The organism is Streptosporangium sp. CA-115845, from assembly GCF_050943795.1.
In the GTDB taxonomy this organism is placed as follows: Bacteria; Actinomycetota; Actinomycetes; order Streptosporangiales; family Streptosporangiaceae; genus Streptosporangium.
This window is the reverse complement of record NZ_CP191988.1, coordinates 7,749,105-7,767,809: the sequence shown is the minus strand read 5'-3', so window position 1 is coordinate 7,767,809 and position 18,705 is coordinate 7,749,105. Positions and strand designations below refer to the sequence as shown.

Below are 18,705 nucleotides of genomic sequence, written 5' to 3'. Positions count from 1 at the left end.
GCACACAAGGTATTTCCCAATCTAGCGGCCGATCGACTCCTTTTCAGGGGCCGGTGCGGTGTTCTCACGCCGGCGCAGGAACGACCACGCGCCGAGCGCCAGTCCACCGAAGGGGATTTCGACAGTGTAGGTCCAGAACCCGAAAAGCAGTGCGGCGGCGGTGGCGGAGTCCAGCGGCGCACCGAAGAAGACCAGCGCGCCGATGGTGCCCGCCTCCATTATTCCGGTACCGCTGGGGGTCACCAAAGCCGTGGTCAGCACCCGGGACAGGGCGAAGGCGGCGATCGACTGGGCCAGACCCGGGTAGGCGCCGGTCGCGTGCAGGCAGACGACCAGGATCAGCCACTGGAGACCGAGGAAGAAGATCATGCCCAGGGTCAGCCCGGCCCAGCGGTTCCGCACGATCTCGGAGGTGTCGGCCCGCAGCTTGGCCAGCGCCTCGGAGACGGTATGGCGACCGGGGCGGATCCGGTGGGGGAGCAGGTGGGCGAGGGCGTCGAGGACCCGGCCCAGGACGCCCGCGGCGCGGTCCCAGTAGAGCGCGACGGTCACCACGGCGACCAGCACCAGGATGGACGTCGCACCCGCCCAGCCGGCACTGGTCACCGCGGGGCTGAGCGGCTGCCCGCTGAGCAGCAGGGCCACGATTCCCACCGCGGGCAGCAGGAACCGGAACAGGGTGTTCCAGATGCCGCTGGTCAGCGTGGAGACCACGACGGCCCGGACGGGAAAACCCCAGCCCCTGGTCATTGCGAACGTCATCGCCACCCCGGCCGCGCCGCCGAAGGGGAGCAGGTTGCTCACCGCGCTGCCGCCCGCGTTCAGCGTCAGGGCCTGCAGGTGGGTGAGGCCGGGCAGGGAGGCGGTCAGCACGAACGTGTAGGCCAGCAGGCTGAGCAGCCAGACGGCGGCCATCAGCGCGACCTGGCCGGGCTGCAGCGCGGCGAACTGGGCGCCGATCTGTGACCAGGAGACGTGCTTGCCCGTCAGGGCCGCCACTATCTGGGGCAGGAAGATCACAAGTGTGGCGGCCAGCGCCAGCGACGCGACCGACAACCCAACCTGGAGCAATCTGCTCTTCACGTAACACCCCCGCCCCAGTGTGCCGCTTCCGGACTCATCCTCGGGGAGGAGTTTCGAACGGGTGCCTCAGGCGGGAGCCCAGGGGGACGTCCCGCCTGACGTACCACTCGGTGCCGAAGACCAGCCGGTAGAGGGGTTGGGGGATCTTGAGCATGACGCCGAGCGTGCGGGTGTCGGCGCCGGTGGCCTGGGAGGCGTGGGCGGCCATGCTCGCCCGCTTCTGGCGGGCGAAGCGCCGCACGCCGACCCGGTGGGTGATCACCTCGCCGGGGGAGTAGGCCCGCTCGAAGGCACGGATGTCGAGCTGCGGGTAGAACCTCCGGACGAGCCGCAGCCCCCGCAGCAGGGGGTCACGGTTGACCGTGGCCTCCAGCACGATCGGGGTTTTCGCGATCTCGGCGGCCCGGCCGCCGACCCGGTGCACCTGGACGTGGTCGGGGTGCCCGTAGCCCCCGGCCGGATCGTAGGTCGTCAGCAGGTCGGCCTTCTCCTCGGTGAGGATGGCGGCCAGCCGCCGGGCGGCCTCCTCCGTGTCGGCGTCGATGAAGGCGTTGTCCGGCCTGTCGTCGGCGATCCCGCCGCCGGGAGCCAGCCCGGAGTCCCCGTAGCCGAGGTTCACCACCCGGGCGCAGCCGAGCGCGGCCGCCGACGCGTACAGCTCGGCCATCCGGGCGGCGCCCAGTGCCTCCCCGGGTTCGAGGTCGGCCTGGCCTCGCTCACCCGAGGTCGCCACGACGAGCACCACCCGGTGTCCCTCGGCGGCGAGCATCGCCATGGTGCCCGCGGTCAGCAGGGCCTCGTCGTCGGGATGGGCATGAAAGAACACCGCTGTCTTGACGTCGCTGATCAGGCTGACTCCGTTCGCGAGGGCTGGATGTGCCCTCGGGGGGCACGCAGGCATGATCTCACGCGGGTCTACGCTGGCATCGTGAGGATCCTCCACATCAGTGACTGTTACCTGCCGCGCCTGGGTGGGATCGAGGTGCAGGTCGCCGATCTGATCCGGATGCAGCGGGAGGCCGGTCACCATGTCGAGGTGGCGACCGCCACCCCGGGGGAGCCCCTTCCCGGAGTGCACAGGATCGTCGCGGGACTCCCCTTCGACCTGCCGGTCCACCCGTTCGGGGTGGGACACCTGCTCCGTCTGGTGAGAGCGCGGCGCCCCGAGGTGGTGCACGTGCACACCGGCGCGGTCTCGCCGTTCGCCTGGATGGGCGTGCGGGCGGCGACGCGGGCGGGGTTGCCCCTGGTCGTCACGGTGCACAGCATGTGGGACCCGGTCACCAGGGCGCTCTATCGAGGGCTGCGGCTGCTGTTCGGATGGCACCGCTGGGGACTGGTGGGCACCGCGGTGAGCGAGGCGGCCGCCCTGCCGATCCGCGCGGTGGCCGGTCCCGGCGTGCCGGTGCACGTGGTCTCCAACGGCCTGGACGTCTCCGGCTGGCGCGCCGTATCCCCTGCCGTGGAGTCCGTTGCTGTGGATTCCGTACGGTCCGACCCGGTGCATGTCGTCGCGGTGGGGCGGCTGGCGCCCCGCAAGCAGCCGATCCGGCTGCTGCGGCTCCTGCGGGAGGCCCGTGCCCTGGTGCCTCGGGAGATGCCGATGCGGGCCACGATCGTCGGGGACGGCCCGGCCCGGTCGCGGATGGAGCGCTATCTGAGGGCCAACGGGATGACCGGCTGGGTCTCGCTTCCCGGCCGCTACAGCCGCGACCAGATCCGCGAACTGCTCGCCGCGACGGACGTGTTCGTCGCTCCCGCGCCCCGTGAGTCCTTCGGGCTGGCGGCGCTGGAGGCCAGGTCGGCGGGGGTACCGGTGGTGGCGCGCGCGCAGAGCGGGGTGGCCGACTTCGTCCGGCAGGGCAAGGAGGGGTTGCTCGGGCGGAGCTTCGACGACCTGGTCGCGTCGGTGGCCAGGCTGGTGCGCGACCGTGAGCTGCGCCAGGTGATCGCGGCGAACAACCGGGAGACCGAGCCCGTCCGCAGTTCCTGGCCCACGGTGCTCGAAGGCTTCGAACGCTGCTACGAGCAGGCCCGCGGGCGCGGGGCCTGACGGGGCCGGCCCGGTGCGGGCGGGGGAGCACCCCGCCGCCGTCTCGGCCCGGGGCTTTCCCGCCCCGGGCCCGCGCGGGCGGGGACCGGGACGCGGGTGGGGCCGGGGCGGGGTGAAACGGGCGAGGCCCCTGCCGTGCGGTGGCAGGGGCCTCGGGAGATGTTCGGTACGGCCGCCGCGCCGCACTGCCCCCCGCAGGCGGAGCGGCGGCCGTACCGGGAGTGCCTCCTGTCGGAAAGGAGGCACGGGTCCGGTTACGAACAGGCGGCGGCGAGCTTGGTGGTCGCCTCCTGGATCTTCGATCCGAACGTCGAGGCGGCCGCGGCCGCAGCGGTCGGATCACTCGGGTCGATCTTGAACGACCCGAACGACGTGGAGAGGTCGGTGAGCGCGGTGGCCAGATCGCCGTCCGCGGTGTCCGCCAGAGCCTTGAGGTCGGCGGCGAGCTTGGCGATGGCCTCGTTGAACTTGCCGAGGTCACCGGCGCTCGCGGTGGCGGCGGTGGTGTAGTCCGCGAAGGACTTCGACCAGGCGGCCTCGGTGCAGATCGCGTCGTTGGTGGACGACCCGCCGCAGGCGGCGGTCATCGATATGAGAGCGGCTCCCGCTGCGGCGACGGCGATACGGCGGAAGGAAAGGGCACGGAACATTTCTGCCTTTCATTGCATTTCGTGACAAGTGAAAACGATAGCGGAGGCGCTTGCGCGTCACTTTCACGACACTTACAGAAGTGACTCAGGTGACCTGGTGTGATTTCACTCTCGCTGTGGGTAAGAGCGGGGTATGGCTGAGGTGATCGTCGAATCCGGTTCCGGTCAGCGCTCGCTCAAGCGGGTCATCGGGCGCAGGGTCCTGCTGCTGTTCGTGGTGGGCGACATCCTTGGCGCGGGGATCTACGCGCTGGTCGGGAAGGTCGCGGGCTATGTCGGGGGAGCCCTGTGGCTGCCCTTCCTCGTCGCCTTCCTGCTGGCGGCGCTGACGGCGACCGCCTACGCCGAACTCGTCGGTAAATATCCGCAGGCCGCGGGTGCTGCGCTTTATGTGAATAAAGCGTTCAATATCCCCTTTGTCACTTTTATTGTGGCATTCGCGGTGATGATGAGCGGGATCACCTCGGCGAGTGCCGCGGCACGGGCCTTTGGCGGCAACTACCTCGCGGAGTTCGTCACGCTGCCGGTCGTCGTCGGCGCGTTCATCTTCCTCGGCCTGGTCACCCTGGTGAACTTCGCCGGCATCTCCGAGTCCATCAAGGTCAACGTGGTGCTGACGATCATCGAGGCGTTCGGCCTGCTGGTCATCATCGCGATCGGGATCTACGCCCTGCTGTCCGGTGACGGCGAGCCGTCCCGGGCCCTGGAGTTCCACCCGGTCAACGGCGCCTTCCTCGGTGTTCTGGGAGGCACGGCACTCGCCTTCTACGCGCTGCTCGGTTTCGAGGACTCGGTCAACCTCGCCGAGGAGGCCAAGAATCCGCAGCGGGACTTTCCCAGGGCGCTCTTCGGCGGCCTGGCCGCCGCGGCGATCATCTACCTGGGGGTCGCGTTCACCGCGACCATGTTGGTCGACACCAGGACGTTGACCACCTCGTCCGGCCCGTTGCTCGAAGTGGTCAAGGTCGCCGGGCCGGCGTTCCCGCCCAAGTTGTTCGCCCTGATCGCGCTGCTCGCGGTGGGCAACACCGCGTTGATCAACATGCTCATGGCCTCGCGCCTGGTCTACGGCATGGCGCGGGAGGGGATCGTGCCGCGAATCTTCGCGTCGGTCCATTCGACGAGATCCACCCCGTGGGTGGCCATCGTCTTCACCGTGGGGGTCGCGGCGGTGCTGGTCGCCACCGGCGACGTGGGCAACCTGGCCGACACCACGGTGCTTCTACTGCTCTGCGTCTTCATGATCGTCAATGTGGCCGTGCTGGTCCTGCGCAGGGAGCGCGTGGACCACGAGCACTTCCGGGCGCCGAGCTGGATGCCCGCCCTGGGGGCGCTGGTCTGTCTCGTCCTGGCGCTGCCGGTCACCGGCAGGGGGGCGGACGTCTACATCCGAGCGGGGGTCCTGCTCGCGATCGGGATGATCCTCTGGTTCGTCAACCGGCTCTTCCTGTCAGAAGGGCAGAGCTCGTCCTGAGGGGGTGCGGAGGTCGAGGGGGGCGGGTTTCCGGGGCGGCCGAGGCTTTTGGAGGATTAAGACCTTTTTCATGTCGTACTCCCTCTTTGTTGGAGTTTGAGAGAGACTACGCCAGCTGACTGACTTTTTCGCGGATTTTTTCGCCGAGCGCGGACCGCTCGGGGGTGGAGGTATCGTCCCCGGGGTCCCGGCTGTGTCGTTGAGGGAATCAGTAGTGGTGTTTGAGGGGTTGGGGGCGCTGTGTCCGCAGAGTACGGAGGGCATGTTTCCGGCAGGGACACCGTCTGTTCCAAGCCGGAGACCTTGTGGCCGTGCGGGGAGGCTCAGCGGCGGAGCACGAAGGCCCTCTCGTCGTCGCCGCCACGTCGAGCAGTGCCGTGGAGCCCGACAGCTTCGAGCTTCCCGCCTCCACCGCCCACTCGGCGGACGCGGCGATCACCGCGTTCGCCGAGGGAGTCGCCGTGGGATTCCGGGATCCGGCATCGGGAGAGGCCGTGGCCCGCGCTGTCAGGCTCTGGGAGTTCGTACGATCCGGCGTCGGTGTCGAGCTGGGTTCGGGCGCCGTCCGGCCCGCGCCGCACGCGGTGACCAGGAGCGTTCCGACGACCATGACCGCCATCGGGCGCGGTTTCAGCATGCCGTCATTGTTCCTTGTATCACCAGAGGAGGCGATGAAGGTGTTCCCGGAACGATGTGACCGACCGGTGAGGCCGGCGTGCTCCGTGGCCCACCGGGGTGGTTCACATCGTATGAGACAGTTGTGTTGCTTGGGACAAGGTAGGTCAGAAGGTTGGTCATGTTCGTGGGAAATGAGGCGGAGCCTGCTTTCACCGCCACCTCGGGGTTGCACGGCACCACGCTCGTCGTGCGGGCGAGTGGGGAGCTTGATCACTACCACACGCCGGTGCTGCGGGAGGAGATGGGAAGGGCGTGGAGTGCCCTGCCCTCGGAGCTTCTCATCCTCGATCTGTCGGCCCTGACCTTCTGCGACTCCTCGGGGATCGGCGAGTTGCTCCAGGTTCGCCACCACGGCCTGAGCGAGGGAGTGCGGGTCATCCTCACCGGAGTTCAGGGCAACCTCGCTCGGCGGCTCAACCTGGCCGGCCTGACCCAGGTGTTCGAGATGTTCCCTTCCGTGGCCGAGGCGCTGGAAGCGGCCTGAGGCGAGGTTCCGCACGACGCGCGACCACCGTGCGAGATCAAATGGTGCCCTCGCCGACAAAGGTCTCGAAGAGCCGCTCGCGATCGATCGCGGTCGTGATGAACGTCTGGCTGCCGATGGCCGGCCGCGCGCCCCACGCGCCGCCCTCCTCCTGGACCATCTCGACCTCCGCCCAGCCGGCGATGGCGTGGTCGATGGCCACGCAGGCCGCGGTGGGGTCGTGCAGCAGCTTTCCCCCCGGCTTCTTGCGCAGGTAGTGCTCCATGCCCGAGAACACCAGGGCGAGTCCGGCCGTGCGGTCCCGGTACGGCCGCAGCCGCTCGTGGAACTCCCGGTCGTAGCGAACCCCGTGGGTGACGTTCTTGGACACCAGCTCGCGCCGGGCGATCCGGTCACCGGACGACAGCGCGAGCCGGGCCGCCCCGGGGGCGCCGTTGAAGTTGAACGTCGGGCACGAGGTACGGCCGTCGAACTTCGGCAGCCGGTGCTCGGGCGGCACGACGTTGTCACCGGCGAACCCGCCCTGGGCCACCCACCGGCTCAGCCTCACCCCCGCCTGCTCGTCGAGGAACCGCCGGAGGTTGTGAAGCGGCCCGCCGGTGAGAAGCGTGGCCCGGGGGTGGCGCTCCAGAGTCCGGGCGATCAGTGCGCCGGGCGGGGCGTCCGGCAGAGCCGGCACGGGAGCGCCGAGCCAGCGGTGATGGAAGGCGGACACATGATCCTTGCCAGTGCCGGGATCACTGGCGCCCACCGGGACGTCGTCTCGGCCGGCCAGCCCGAGCACGTGCCGGACCAGCCCGACCTGGGCCGCTGACCCGGGGGTGACGGTGACGGCGCGCAGCCGTACCGCCGGATGGGTTGCGACCAGGCACAGGGTCAGCACATCGTCGGGATCCTGGGTCTCCAGATCGAACAACAGATCCAGCATCGCGCCTCGTGATCTTCCCCGCGTTGTGGTGAAAAGTCCACTGATCGTATGAACTCCAAGGAAACGGGGCGAGTCATTTATCGCGATCATGCCGCTGGGCCCGCTCCCCGGCCGGTTGTCCACCACCTCGTGAAGCGTCAACTCCCGCGTGCCGCTCAGCCGATGCGACGGGAAGAATCCCCGGCGTTCAGACCGGGTAGGAGTTCAAGCTCCGAGTGTGATCCATCGAGGGGGAGAGAGGGGGCCTCCATGGCCGAGGAACCGTCGAGGCTGGCCGGCCTGCTGTATGAGATCGGGCTGCTCAAGCGCTACAGGCGCACGGGCTGGCTGGTCGCGGGAGTACGGGACCCGGAAAGCATCGCCGACCACTCCTTCCGGACGGCGATCATCGCGAGCGTGATCACCGCGTTGGAAGGCGGCAACCCCGAGCGCGCGGCCTTCATGAGCCTGTTCCATGACACGCAGGAGACGCGGGTCACCGACATTCCCTACCTCGCCAAGCCCTACCTGAAGGCGGCACGGAACGAGGACGTCACCGCCGACCAGGTGCGCGGTCTCCCCGAGCCCGTGGCGGAGATGGTGAGCGGCGCGGTCGGTGAGTACGAGGAGAAGACCAGCCTCGAAGCCGTCTGCGCCCGTGACGCGGACAAGCTGGAGTGCCTGATCCAGGCGATCGAGTACCGGGAGCAGGGGCATCAGAACGTGCAGCCGTGGATCGACAGCTCTCTCGCCGCGCTGAAGACGCCGTCCGCCAAACGCCTCGCGGACGAAGCACTCGGCACGGGGTCGCTTGAGTGGGTGACACGCGTGCTCAACGGGGAGCGGGACATCTGACGCTCGCCGGCCGACCTCGGGCGGGGATCTTGAGGAAGAGCATCGCATTCTGTGTGGGCCTCTTACACGCTGCGCTCCGAACCAGCCGAGAACGTCATCTGTTGGGGGACGGACCAAGATGTTCGCGGAGCGTGGCGGCGACTTCGCCGGTCGCGACGAGTTGCTCCGCCGTGAGAGCTTCGACGAAGAGCTCGCGAACGGCTCGCAGATATCGAGCGGCTCTCCCGCACCCGGTTCCGGCCGGACCTCGGCCGTGCGCACCTGCTCTACGGCGAGTGGCTGCGCCGCGAAGGCCGCCGCGCCGACGCCCGCACCCACCTACGTACCGCCCACGACCTGCTGGCCGCCGTAGGAGTCGGCGCTGGGACCGAAGATGTGAGGATGTGCGGCCCGGGGTGCGTCATGGCCAACCGGGCCGCGTCCGTACAAGGGGGAGGCCGAACAGTGGTCGGTCGACGGCCGGGCGGATCTGGCCTGGTCGTACCGGGCCCCGTCGGAGGAGAGCCGGCGCGTCGCTTCTGCGACGAGAAGGTGGACGTCTACCTGGACGAGGTCCTTCAGGACCGTCCGAAGTCCAGATTCGCCTGAGTCAGGCCTGGTCCCCGAGATCGATCTCTCGGGGAAGGCCCTGGTTCCGTGGGAACTTCTCCGCGCCATCCCGGTCGGGGGCGGCGAGAAGGAAATGCCTGGAGCCGGAGGTGTCGCCTTCGAGGCGACGGTGCTCGGTGATGTCCATGACGACAGCGACCCCCCGTACCGGGGGACCAGCCGAGGGCCTTCGTGTGATCTCGCCGATCGAGGAGGTCAGGCGGCGACCTGTTCCCGGCGGAGCCGGACGTCGCCGACGCGGCCCTCGCGCTCGCGGAGGATGGTGCGGAGCACCCGAAGGCCGTCGCGGACGGCGTGCAGGTTGCTGGCGCCGTGGATCCGGCTGCGCTCGTGGCTGGGGACCTCGCGGATGACGAGTCCGGCCTGGGCGGCGCGGATGTTCATCAGCGTCTCGATCTCGAAGCCGTCGCAGTCGAGGTCGAGTGCGTCGAGGTGGCGGGCCCAGAAGGCGTTGTAGCCGTAGCACAGGTCGGTGTAGCGGGTGCCGTACAGCCGGTTGGTCATCTTGGTCAGCACCGTGTTGCCGAGCGAGCGGATCGGGCTGATGTCGTCGGATCCTCCGCCGGGAGCGCAGCGCGAGCCCTTGGCGAAGTCGGCGCCCTCGACCAGCGCGGTCACGAAGGCGTGGATCTCCTTGCCGTCGGTCGATCCGTCAGCGTCGATCATGACGATGATGTCACCGGTCGCGGCGGCGAAACCCTCGGTGAGAGCGTTGCCCTTGCCTTTTCCGGTCTGCCTGACGACGCGCAGTCCGGGCCGGAGGGCCTTGGCCACGGCCACCGTGTCGTCGATGGAGTTGCCGTCGACCAGGATCACCTCGTCGATCCAGGACGGCAGGGTCGCGAAGACGTGGGGGAGGTTCTCAGCCTCGTTCATAGCGGGAACGACCACACTGACACTGAAGGCGAAAGGGGCGCTGTTCATGCGCATAAGGTCTACCGAACCGCCTGCAGAACGCTTGAAAGCCCCTTGCAAGCCCGTCCGGGACGGAAGGCCGGTCGCCCCGACCTTCCCCTGGGGGTACGGGGAAGGTCTCTTTGCCGACGGTCAGAAAGGGAGCGTACGACCCGAGGGGCTGCGCAGGTCGAGCGGTACCGGCTTGCGGGGGGGACGGGGGCGTTGCACGACCAGGATCCTTTTCACGATGCCGCTCCATTCTGGGCTGGATCACCGGGTGTTACCCATGTCAGCCCCAAGAATCACCTATCTCCGTATCACATGAAGAACACTGGCCACACGCTCCGCGGCCGTGGCGACGTCCTCCGCGTGGCCGATACGACCGGCCCAGGACAACCAGAACCACCACTCGCCGTCGTCCTCATGGGCGGCCAACACGTCCTCGGTCCTGGCGGGGGCCATCGGGTTGATCACATGGAGCCTTGGATAAAGCCCCGCTGCCGACCTCAGGCGTACCTGGAAGGCGTGTGCCTCCAACTGGGCTGCCAACCGACGCAGGTGGTCGACGGCCTCGCCGCGTTCTGCCATCATCCGGATCACTCCTGGCGGACACTCGTGACTTGCCTCTTTGCAGAGTGCGGTTTCGTGGCACTTGAGGCAATCGGTCCTTCCGCAAACCCCCTCGGGATCAGTGGAATAGACCGGAAAGTCATGGATGTTCCGTGGAGAAACCGCGAATAAAGGGAATCCAGTGCACGGACGCGTTTACGCTGTGGTGCGCCCTTGTTAATGTTGTGTAAACAGCGACCGGGAGAGGGACGCCGTGGCCCGAGGTGAGCACTCGCCCGCATGTGCGCGACGCTGGCGCGAGCAGGCGGCCTCCAGGCAGTGGACCCACTGGCAGACCGCGCAGGCCGTCCACGGCTGCTGCGGGGTGAGCCTGCTCAAGGCACACCGCCTGGCCAGGGGATGGTCGGCCAGGCAGTCCGTTCAGGAGCTGGAGGAGCTCTGTGAGCGCCAGAACCTGGGCGAGGCGCGGGCCAGCATCGACCTGCTCAACGCCTGGGAGAACAACCGGGCCAGACCGCGCCCGCAGACCATCGATCTGCTGGCCCGACTGTACCGCGCGAACGCCGTCAGGTTGGGCCTGGCCGGAGATTACTGCGAGGACGGCGGAGGCGCCAAGGTCGTGGTCGTCTCCGGCGGCGAGGGACGCTCGCCCTACCAGGCCGAGGAGCGGGAACGGTCCGAAGACGACATCGAGCGGCGGGCGCTGTTCCACCACGCCCTGCTCGGCTCACGGTCCGTGATGACGGGCCGGCTACTGGCCGAGGTGGAGCGGACCCGTCAGGACCTGGACCGTACGCTCGCCATCTCCACCGTCTCCGAGGAGCAGCTCGACCGGCTCGACGAGCAGGTGCTGCGTTACCGGCGCGAGTACATCAGCAGCGCGCCGGTGCCGATGCTCTACCGGCTCATGCTGGAGCTGTCGGACGTCAGGACGCTCTCCCTGACCCGTCAGCCCGCGATGGCCCAGCGCCGCCTGCTCAACGCCACGGTCATGCTGGCGCTGCTGTCGGCCGACGCGCTGATGAAGCTCGGCGACACCCGCCAGGCCCACGCCTGGTACGGCACCGCGCGCACCGCCTCCGACGACATGGGGGATGTGCGGTTGCGCGCCCTCGTCCGGGCACAGCAGGCGATGCTGCCGTACTACTACGGAGACCTGGCCGAGACCGTGCGGCTGGCGCGCGAGGCCAGGATGCTCGCGGGGAACGCGCCCAGTTCCCCGGCGGCGCTCGGCGCGGCGGCCGAGGCACGGGCACTGGCCCGGATGGGCGAGCACAAGGCGGCCAGGGTCGCGCTGGCCGAGGCGGAGCGGATCTTCGCCAGGATGCCTCCCGAGGGCCACGACCACCTGGCCTTCCGCTTCTCCGAGCGGCGGCTGCAGTTCTACCGGATCGGCACCCTGATCGAGCTGGGGGAGGACGTCGACTGGAAGCCGGGGCCCACCAGCCCTTCGGAACCGTACGCCATCGACCCGGTGCTGATCCTGCTCGACCAGGCGGCGCACCTGGTCCGTGACGGCAAGATCGACGACGCCTGCCATCTGGCGGAGAAGGCACTGCTTCAGGTCCCGCAGGAGCACCGCACCTCCATCGTGCTCAACCGCGCGAGGGCGCTGCTGTCGGAGGTGCCGCAGACCAGGCACAGGGCGGCGGCGGTGCGCCGTCTGAACGACCTGGTCACCGGCGCGGCTCCGGTCAGCTGATGGGGTCGCTCGCCGAGGAGGCCTTCACCGTCCTGCGGGAGGTCTGCGAGGATCTCGGCATCGATCACCGGGACGCGGAGTTGCTGCGGGTGCGCAGCAATGCCGTCTTCAAGCTGCGTAGCGAGATCGTGGTCAGGATCGCCACCGCGCCCAACGCGCTGACCCGGCTGCCGCTGGTCCTCGCGGTGGCCCGCTGGCTCGCCGAGCAGGGGTTCCCCGCGGTGCGCCCGGCCGACGAGATCTCCGAGCAGCCCGTGGTGCACGAGGGCAGGGTCGTCACGTTCTGGCACTACGTGCCGGCCAGCGGCCGCCCCACCACCACGGAGCTGGGTGAGATCCTGCGCAGCCTGCACCTGCTGCCGGTGCCGCCGATGGCTCTGCGGCGGTTCGTCGACCCGCTGTGCGAGGTGCGCCGCGCCGTGGACCGCTCCGAAGAGCTCACCCCCTGCCAGCGGGCCTGGCTGCGCGACCGCATCGCGGAGCTGACGGAGCGCTGGCTGGACCTCGGCGTGGACGACGAGCCCGTGCTGCTGCACGGCGACGCCTGGATCGACAACCTGCTGCGCTGCACGGACGGCCATGTGGTGCTCTGCGACTGGGACGGCGTCGCGGTCGGCCCCCGTGAGTGGGACCTGGTCCACACCTACCACGGCCAGCGGCGCTTCGGACTGACCGCCGCCGACGTGGACGCGTTCGCCGACGCGTACGGCAGCGATCTGCGTTCCTGGCCGGGATACTCCACGCTCATGGAGGTCAGGGACATCTACGCGGTGGGCATCCACATCCGCAACGCCGCCGCGGACCCCTTCTCCCGGCGCGAGCTGCCCCGCAGGCTCGATTCCCTCACCCGAGGTGAACAACATGCTCGCTGGTACATGGCGGAACCCGCTAGTGTCTCTCAATAAAGATCTTCAAGCGGGGACAGAGCATGCCAAAGGTCACGCTTCGTAATACTTTTCATGTCCGTAACACTCCGGAGGCGCTCCGTGCCCACCTGAGCCAGCCGCAGAGCTACATTGGGCTCTCGCCCATGGTGGTCGCGGTCAAGGACATCGAGCAGGGGGAGGCCGAGACCCGCTACACCTCGGTGGAACGCTTCAAGTTCCTCGGCGTCGTCAAGTACGACAACATGATCAAGGTGACGTTGCGGAACACGCCGCGGACCGTCGAGGGCGAGGTCGACAGTCCCGGCGGGGTGCGTCTGGAGTACCGGTTCACTCTCAGCGAGAAGGACGGGGGAACCGAGGTTGAAGACATCCTGGTGGTGCACGCCTGGGTCAGGCCGATGCTGGGCTACGCCGCGAAGAAGGCTCGCGAGGTGCAGCTCGCCCGCGCCGGGATCCTGGCCGCCCGCCTGGGTTCCGCCTCCTAGGCCTCGGCGGCCGAAGCGGGACGCGTGAGAGCGCCCACGGTCACCGGGAAGGTGATGGCGATCCTCGGCGCGTTCCTGCCGGGAGACGTGAGGCTGACGCTCACCGAGATCTGCCGCCGGGCCGAGCTGCCTCCCGCCACCGGCCACCGGCTGGTCGGGGAGCTGGTGGCGGGCGGCTTCGTGGAGCGGCTCCCCGACGGCTCCTACCGGGTCGGGATGCTCCTGTGGCAGATCGGTGCCCAGGCGACGGAACCGCGGGAGCTGCGTGAGCTCGCCCTGCCGTACATGGAGGATCTCTACGCCGCGACCCGCGAGAACGTGCAGCTCGCGGTGCTCCGCGGCGACCGGGCGCTGTACGTGGAGCGACTACGCGGGCCCACCTCCGTGCCGATCGTCTCGCGGGTGGCCGGAGGGCTGCCGCTGCACGCGACCGGGGTCGGCAAGGTCCTGCTGGCCTTCGCGGACCCGGAGACGGTGGAGCGGGTGCTCGCCGGGGAGCTCACCCCGCACGCGCCCAACACGGTGGTGGACCCCACGCGGCTCCGTACCGAGCTGGAGGAGGTCCGCCGGACCGGGATCGCCCGCACACAGGAGGAGATGTCGGTGGGCACCTGTTCGGTCGCGGTGCCGGTGCGGGGGGCGGGCGGCCGGGTGGTGGCGGCGCTGTCACTGGTGGCCTGGCGGCACAACGCCGACCCGCGCCGGCTGGCATCCGCCGTGCTGACCGCGGCCGGGGCGCTCTCCCGAGATCTCGCCGCCCTCCAGCGCTGAAAGATTTCCGCTGAACGGAAGAGTGACGCGTGCGGGGGTGGACGGTGCGGAATGCTCGACGCATGCGAACTCAGGTCGGGATCGTCGGAGCGGGCCCCGCAGGGCTGCTCCTCTCCCATCTGCTCCACCTGCGGGGCATCGACTCGGTGGTCCTTGAGGCACGGAGCAGGCACTACATCGAACAACGCGTGCGGGCCGGGGTGCTGGAGCAGGGCACGGTGGACGTGCTCAACGAGGCGGGCGTCGGTGACCGGATGCGCGCCGAGGGGCTGCCGCACCACGGCATCGAGCTGCGGTACGGCGGGGCCGGGCACCGCATCCCCTTCGAGGAGCTCGTTCCCGGCCGGGCCATCACCGTCTACGGCCAGCAGGAGGTCGTCAAGGACCTCGTCGCCCGCAGACTGGCCGACGGAGGGAAGATTCTCTTCGACGTCCCGGACGTCGCCCTGCACTCGTTGGAGAGGGACCCCTACCTCACCTTCCAGGGCGAGCGCCTCGACTGCGACGTCATCGCCGGGTGCGACGGCTTCCACGGCGTCTCGCGGCGGTCGGTCCCCGAGGGCGTCCTGACGGTCTTCCAACGGGACTACCCCTTCGCCTGGCTCGGCATCCTCGCGCGGGTCCCTCCGTCGGCCAAGGAGCTGATCTACTCCCATACCGAGCGGGGCTTCGCGCTGCACAGCATGCGTTCCGAGGAGATCAGCCGCTTCTACCTCCAGGTTCCCCCGGACGCCTCGCTCGACGACTGGCCGGACGAGCGGATCTGGGCCGAGCTGCGGGCACGTCTGGAGACGGTCCCCGGGTTCACGCTGGCCGAGGGGCCGATCATCTCCAGGGACATGTCGGCGATGCGCTCGTTCGTCGCCGAGCCCATGCGCCACGGCAACCTCTACCTCGCCGGGGACGCCGCCCACATCGTGCCGCCCACCGGAGCCAAGGGGCTCAACCTGGCGGTCGCGGACGTCCGGCTGCTGACCGCGGCCCTGGCCGAGTTCTACGCGACGGGTTCCGGCGACCTGCTGGACGCCTACTCCGACAGCTGCCTGAAGCGGGTCTGGCGCGCCCAGCACTTCTCCTGGTGGATGACCACGCTGCTGCACACCTTCGACACCGACGACCCCTACGGGCGGCGCCTGCAGATCTCACATCTCGACTACGTCACCTCCTCAGAGGCCGCCGCGACCACGCTCGCGGAGAACTACGTCGGCCTGCCCTTCGATTTCGGAGCCCGCCCGTGACCCTCACAGATCCGCATCCGCACCACCTCACCCCCGGCTATCTCAGCACCCTGCTCCGCGCCCCCTCGTACCCGCCGGTGCGACCCGCCCTCGATCCCGAGGCGGCGGAGCTGCTCGACCCGGTCTACGGCCACCGGCCGGTCGGGCCGCTGGACCACGACCTGACCAGGCAGCACGCGGGCGAGCCGATCGGCGAGCGGATCATCGTCACGGGCCGGGTCCTCGACAGCCGGGGCCGGGCGGTGCCGAACACGCTGCTGGAGGTCTGGCAGGCGAACGCCACCGGCAGGTACGCCCATCCGGTGGACCAGCACCCGGCCCCGCTCGATCCGAACTTCACCGGGTTCGGCCGCTGCCTGACCGACGCCGAGGGCCGCTACCGGTTCGTCACGATCAAGCCGGGGTCCTACCCCTGGCGTAATCACCCCAACGCCTGGCGTCCGGCGCACATCCACTTCTCGGTGTTCGGCACCGCCTTCACCCAGCGTCTGATCACCCAGATGTACTTCCCCGGCGATCCGCTGTTCGCCTACGACCCGATCTTCCAGTCGGTCCCGGAGCCCAAGGACCGCGAACGGCTCGTCTCCGCCTTCGACCTGGATGTCACCGAGCCCGAGTGGGCGCTCGGCTACCGCTGGGACGTCGTGCTGGGCGCGACCCCGTTCGAGGAGGAGTGATGTCGCAGACCCCGTCGCAGACCGTGGGCCCGTTCTTCGGGTACGCCCTGCCGTACGCCGAGGGGCCTCTCGTCGTGCCCGAGGACCATCCGGACGCGATCGAGCTGCGTGGCCGGGTGCTGGACGGTGCGGGCGAGCCGGTGGCCGACGCGCTGCTGGAGATCTGCCAGCCGGGGCTGTTCGGTCGTGGCGAGACCGGGGCCGACGGCTCCTACCGCTTCCGCACGGCCAGGCCCGACGGCTACATCCCCCTGCTGATCTTCGCGCGTGGCCTGCTCAAGCCGGTCTGGACCCGGGTCTATCTCACCGCGGAGGCGCGGTTCCCCGCCGAGGTGGACCCGTCGCGCCGGAGCACGCTCGTCGCGGTGCCGGAGGGGGAGCGGTCCTACCGGTTCGACGTCCGCCTCCAGGGCGACGGCGAGACGGTGTTCTTCGCCTACTGAGTTCAGCGCCTGACCATCTCGGCACGGTCGCGCAGACGGTTGATGTGGGTGCCGACCGCTCAACCGGCGGGTTCCTCTCCGGTGGCCCGCACCGCCAGCGGGAACGAGACACTGACGCCGTAACCGCCGTCCCGTAGCGGCCCGGTGGCGAGCCGCCCGTGGAAGAGTGCGACCCGCTCCCGCATGCCGATCAGGCCGTGCCCGGCGCCCTGGAGACCGGCGTGGCCGTTTCTGGGGCCGTCGTCGACGACCTCCAGGCTGAGCGTACGCGGCAGGTGGGAGACGGTGACCGTGACGCGTGCCGGGCCCGCGTGCTTGAGCGTGTTGGTCAGCGCCTCCTGGATGATCCGGTAGGCCGACAGCTCCAGCCCGGCCGGGAGCGGCCGGGCCTCGCCCCGCACGGTCAGCTCCACCTCCAGCCCGGCGGCGCGTACCTGCTCCACCAGGTCCTCCAGCCGGGCCAGGCTGGGCTGCGGGGCCAGCCCGTCCTCGCCGGAGTCGGTGCACAGCAGGCCGAGCATGCGGCGGAGCTCCTCGACCGCCTCGCGGCCGGCCTCCTCCACCACGGTCAGCGTCTCGCGCTCGGCCAACTGCTCGGGGCGGAGCATCAACCTGGCCGCGCCGGCCTGCATGACCATGACGCTGACGCTGTGGGCGACCACGTCGTGCAGCTCGTGGGCGATCCGGGTGCGCTCCTCGGCCACGGCCTCGCGGGCGAGCAACTCGCCACGTTCTCGCGCCAGGGCCGCGACCTGCCGGTGCCGCCATACGGCGAAGCCCGTGCCGCCGGCGATCGAGGCCATCACCATGGTCACCACCACGTCCCTTGGAGCGGCTTGCTGGTCGACGGCCAGCATCATCGACCCGATGAAAAGTCCGGTGACCACGAGCCCGATCCCGGTCCTGGGATCTCGCAGGGGAGCCTCGCTGATCAGGGTGAACAGCAGGATGAGCTGGGTGTAGAACTGCCAGGCGGCGGCGAGGTCGCCGAAGTACGCGAAGCTCACCGCGCTCGCCAGCGAGTAGACGGTCAGGACCGTGAACGGGGCACGGCGCCGTACGAGCACCAGGGCCGCCGCGGCCATCACCGCGACCAGCCACCACGGGGACTGCTCGTGGTCGAAGGCCGACGTGCGTCTGCTGAGCTCCTCGGCGAGCCCGAACACGGCCATGACCGCCGCGATCAGCCAGTCGACGGCGGTGGGCGGGAAACGGCGGCTCACGACGCGGGGGGAGGGGGGTGCGGCATGACGTGAGGGTAAGGGGCGGGGAGGGAGGTTGACATCCATCTTTGGGGGGATTGCGGATCAAGGCAGGCCTTGATGGCGGTGAGGGGCACAGTACGTGGTTTTCGAGCCATGTTCACCCCGAGGGCGACCCTGATGGGGGCCGCCCTACCATCGCGGGTTTTCGCGCAGGTCAGGGAGATGGCGCGGGGAGCGTCCCCGGGAGGACGGCACCACCTGGCCCCGAGATCCTTACGGGACCGTTCAGGGACGTCAGGGGGCTCTCTCCGATATTCCGGAATCTTGATCGTCGCCATCGTTGAGGCATGGGAAGTCAGGCGTTCACGGGATCTGCGATGATCCTTGGCGGTTACGCGGCGATCGGCACCGGGGCGGCCACGATGCTCGGGCTGCACGTGGTCACCGGTCTCGACCCGGTGCACACGGTGATCAGCGAGTACGCGTTCGAGGCGGACGGCTGGTTGCTTCCCCTGTCGCTCACGCTCTTCGCCGCCGCCGCGACGATCATCGGGGCCATGCTGGCCCGGCGGGACGGGGACCGCGCGGCGGCCCTGCTGGTCGGAATCTGGGGCCTGTGCATGCTGCTGATCGGCGCCTTCCCCACCGACGAGCCGGGCGTGCCGCTGTCGATGTCCGGTGGCATCCACAGGTACGCGGCGTTCGTGGCCTTCCTGACGATGCCGGTCGCCGGACTGCTCCTGGCCAGGCGGCACGCGGCCGGTCCGTACGCCCGCACGATCCGGCTGCTCAGTCTGGCCTCCCTGGGCGTGCTGGTCCTGGTGGTCCTCCCGTACGTGGTGCGGATGGCCGGCGTGGACCTGGCGGGCGAGGACATCCCCGCCGGGGTGACGCAGCGGCTGGTGGTGGGCTTCGAGGTGGCGGTGCTGGCCATGCTGGGCCTGATGGCCGGAGCCGGGTGCGGCCGTACCCGCCGCACGCTCCCAGCGGCCGTTCGCGATCCGGGGTGACGTACTCCCGGTCCGGGGGGAGGCCGG

The 18,705-nt window shown here is 69.6% G+C and carries 21 protein-coding genes; 13 read left to right on the top strand and 8 right to left on the bottom strand.

Annotation, left to right across the window (positions count from 1 at the left end):
• Positions 1 to 21: 21 nt before the first annotated feature.
• Positions 22 to 1,083, bottom strand: a complete 1,062-nt coding sequence (locus ACQP0P_RS37305; RefSeq protein ID WP_433364622.1) for a lysylphosphatidylglycerol synthase transmembrane domain-containing protein — start codon at positions 1,081 to 1,083, stop codon at positions 22 to 24.
• Positions 1,084 to 1,117: 34 nt separating this feature from the next.
• Positions 1,118 to 1,984, bottom strand: a complete 867-nt coding sequence (locus ACQP0P_RS37300) for a PIG-L deacetylase family protein (protein WP_433364619.1) — start codon at positions 1,982 to 1,984, stop codon at positions 1,118 to 1,120.
• Positions 1,985 to 2,011: 27 nt separating this feature from the next.
• On the opposite strand from ACQP0P_RS37300, the gene ACQP0P_RS37295 reads away from it, so the two are divergent.
• Entirely contained in the window at positions 2,012 to 3,136 is a 1,125-nt protein-coding gene (locus tag ACQP0P_RS37295; protein WP_433364616.1) for a glycosyltransferase family 4 protein, read from the top strand.
• 254 nt (positions 3,137 to 3,390) lie between these two features.
• On the opposite strand, the gene ACQP0P_RS37290 is transcribed toward ACQP0P_RS37295, so the two are convergent.
• On the bottom strand, positions 3,391 to 3,786 hold the full coding sequence (locus tag ACQP0P_RS37290) for a hypothetical protein (RefSeq protein ID WP_433364613.1): 396 nt from the start codon (positions 3,784 to 3,786) through the stop codon (positions 3,391 to 3,393).
• A 133-nt stretch (positions 3,787 to 3,919) separates the two neighbouring features.
• Between ACQP0P_RS37290 and ACQP0P_RS37285 the strand changes: the two genes are divergently transcribed.
• Complete coding sequence (locus ACQP0P_RS37285; protein ID WP_433364610.1) at positions 3,920 to 5,260, top strand: APC family permease; 1,341 nt, start codon at positions 3,920 to 3,922, stop codon at positions 5,258 to 5,260.
• A 796-nt stretch (positions 5,261 to 6,056) separates the two neighbouring features.
• Positions 6,057 to 6,422, top strand: a complete 366-nt coding sequence (locus tag ACQP0P_RS37280; protein ID WP_433364607.1) for an STAS domain-containing protein — start codon at positions 6,057 to 6,059, stop codon at positions 6,420 to 6,422.
• Positions 6,423 to 6,459: 37 nt separating this feature from the next.
• On the opposite strand, the gene ACQP0P_RS37275 is transcribed toward ACQP0P_RS37280, so the two are convergent.
• Positions 6,460 to 7,350, bottom strand: a complete 891-nt coding sequence (locus tag ACQP0P_RS37275) for a nucleoside hydrolase (protein ID WP_433364604.1) — start codon at positions 7,348 to 7,350, stop codon at positions 6,460 to 6,462.
• 249 nt (positions 7,351 to 7,599) lie between these two features.
• On the opposite strand from ACQP0P_RS37275, the gene ACQP0P_RS37270 reads away from it, so the two are divergent.
• Positions 7,600 to 8,184, top strand: a complete 585-nt coding sequence (locus tag ACQP0P_RS37270; protein ID WP_433364601.1) for an HD domain-containing protein — start codon at positions 7,600 to 7,602, stop codon at positions 8,182 to 8,184.
• Positions 8,185 to 8,302: 118 nt separating this feature from the next.
• The gene (locus ACQP0P_RS37265) at positions 8,303 to 8,536 is read left to right on the top strand and encodes a hypothetical protein (protein WP_433364599.1); all 234 of its coding nucleotides are present in this window, start codon (positions 8,303 to 8,305) and stop codon (positions 8,534 to 8,536) included.
• A gap of 237 nt (positions 8,537 to 8,773) precedes the next feature.
• Here ACQP0P_RS37265 and ACQP0P_RS37260 read toward each other — a convergent pair whose 3' ends face one another.
• From ACQP0P_RS37260 to ACQP0P_RS37250, 3 genes are all read right to left on the bottom strand, one after another.
• The gene (locus tag ACQP0P_RS37260) at positions 8,774 to 8,920 is read right to left on the bottom strand and encodes a hypothetical protein (RefSeq protein WP_433364596.1); all 147 of its coding nucleotides are present in this window, start codon (positions 8,918 to 8,920) and stop codon (positions 8,774 to 8,776) included.
• Between the two features lie 68 nt (positions 8,921 to 8,988).
• A complete protein-coding gene (locus ACQP0P_RS37255) occupies positions 8,989 to 9,717 on the bottom strand; it encodes a glycosyltransferase family 2 protein (RefSeq protein WP_433364593.1) in 729 nt (242 codons plus the stop codon).
• A 279-nt stretch (positions 9,718 to 9,996) separates the two neighbouring features.
• Complete coding sequence (locus ACQP0P_RS37250) at positions 9,997 to 10,281, bottom strand: hypothetical protein (RefSeq protein ID WP_030912059.1); 285 nt, start codon at positions 10,279 to 10,281, stop codon at positions 9,997 to 9,999.
• Between the two features lie 232 nt (positions 10,282 to 10,513).
• On the opposite strand from ACQP0P_RS37250, the gene ACQP0P_RS37245 reads away from it, so the two are divergent.
• The 7 genes from ACQP0P_RS37245 (at position 10,514) to ACQP0P_RS37215 (ending at position 16,463) form a co-directional block, all read left to right on the top strand.
• Positions 10,514 to 11,962 carry a helix-turn-helix domain-containing protein gene (locus ACQP0P_RS37245; RefSeq protein WP_433364589.1) on the top strand — a complete coding sequence of 483 codons (1,449 nt, stop codon included), beginning with the start codon at positions 10,514 to 10,516 and terminating at the stop codon, positions 11,960 to 11,962.
• A complete protein-coding gene (locus ACQP0P_RS37240; RefSeq protein ID WP_350921239.1) occupies positions 11,962 to 12,867 on the top strand; it encodes a phosphotransferase enzyme family protein in 906 nt (301 codons plus the stop codon). Before ACQP0P_RS37245 ends, ACQP0P_RS37240 begins: the two co-directional genes overlap by 1 nt.
• Positions 12,868 to 12,890: 23 nt before the next feature.
• On the top strand, positions 12,891 to 13,334 hold the full coding sequence (locus tag ACQP0P_RS37235) for an SRPBCC family protein (protein ID WP_350921241.1): 444 nt from the start codon (positions 12,891 to 12,893) through the stop codon (positions 13,332 to 13,334).
• Positions 13,335 to 13,358: 24 nt separating this feature from the next.
• On the top strand, positions 13,359 to 14,105 hold the full coding sequence (locus ACQP0P_RS37230) for an IclR family transcriptional regulator (protein ID WP_433364585.1): 747 nt from the start codon (positions 13,359 to 13,361) through the stop codon (positions 14,103 to 14,105).
• A gap of 62 nt (positions 14,106 to 14,167) precedes the next feature.
• Complete coding sequence (locus tag ACQP0P_RS37225) at positions 14,168 to 15,343, top strand: 4-hydroxybenzoate 3-monooxygenase (protein ID WP_433364582.1); 1,176 nt, start codon at positions 14,168 to 14,170, stop codon at positions 15,341 to 15,343.
• Entirely contained in the window at positions 15,340 to 16,020 is a 681-nt protein-coding gene (gene pcaH, locus ACQP0P_RS37220) for a protocatechuate 3,4-dioxygenase subunit beta (RefSeq protein WP_343969861.1), read from the top strand. Before ACQP0P_RS37225 ends, pcaH begins: the two co-directional genes overlap by 4 nt.
• Positions 16,020 to 16,463 (top strand): protocatechuate 3,4-dioxygenase subunit alpha, encoded by a 444-nt coding sequence (locus ACQP0P_RS37215; RefSeq protein WP_433364579.1) that lies wholly within the window; start codon positions 16,020 to 16,022, stop codon positions 16,461 to 16,463. The genes pcaH and ACQP0P_RS37215 overlap by 1 nt, the downstream gene beginning before the upstream one ends.
• Before the next feature lie 59 nt (positions 16,464 to 16,522).
• Here the strand turns inward: ACQP0P_RS37215 and ACQP0P_RS37210 are convergent, their stop codons facing one another.
• Positions 16,523 to 17,686: a sensor histidine kinase gene (locus tag ACQP0P_RS37210; protein ID WP_433364576.1), complete on the bottom strand. Its 1,164-nt coding sequence runs from the start codon at positions 17,684 to 17,686 to the stop codon at positions 16,523 to 16,525.
• Positions 17,687 to 18,045: 359 nt separating this feature from the next.
• Here ACQP0P_RS37210 and ACQP0P_RS37205 point away from each other — a divergent pair, with 359 nt between their 5' ends.
• Positions 18,046 to 18,678 (top strand): DUF998 domain-containing protein, encoded by a 633-nt coding sequence (locus ACQP0P_RS37205; protein WP_433364573.1) that lies wholly within the window; start codon positions 18,046 to 18,048, stop codon positions 18,676 to 18,678.
• The last annotated feature ends 27 nt before the right edge of the window (positions 18,679 to 18,705 follow it).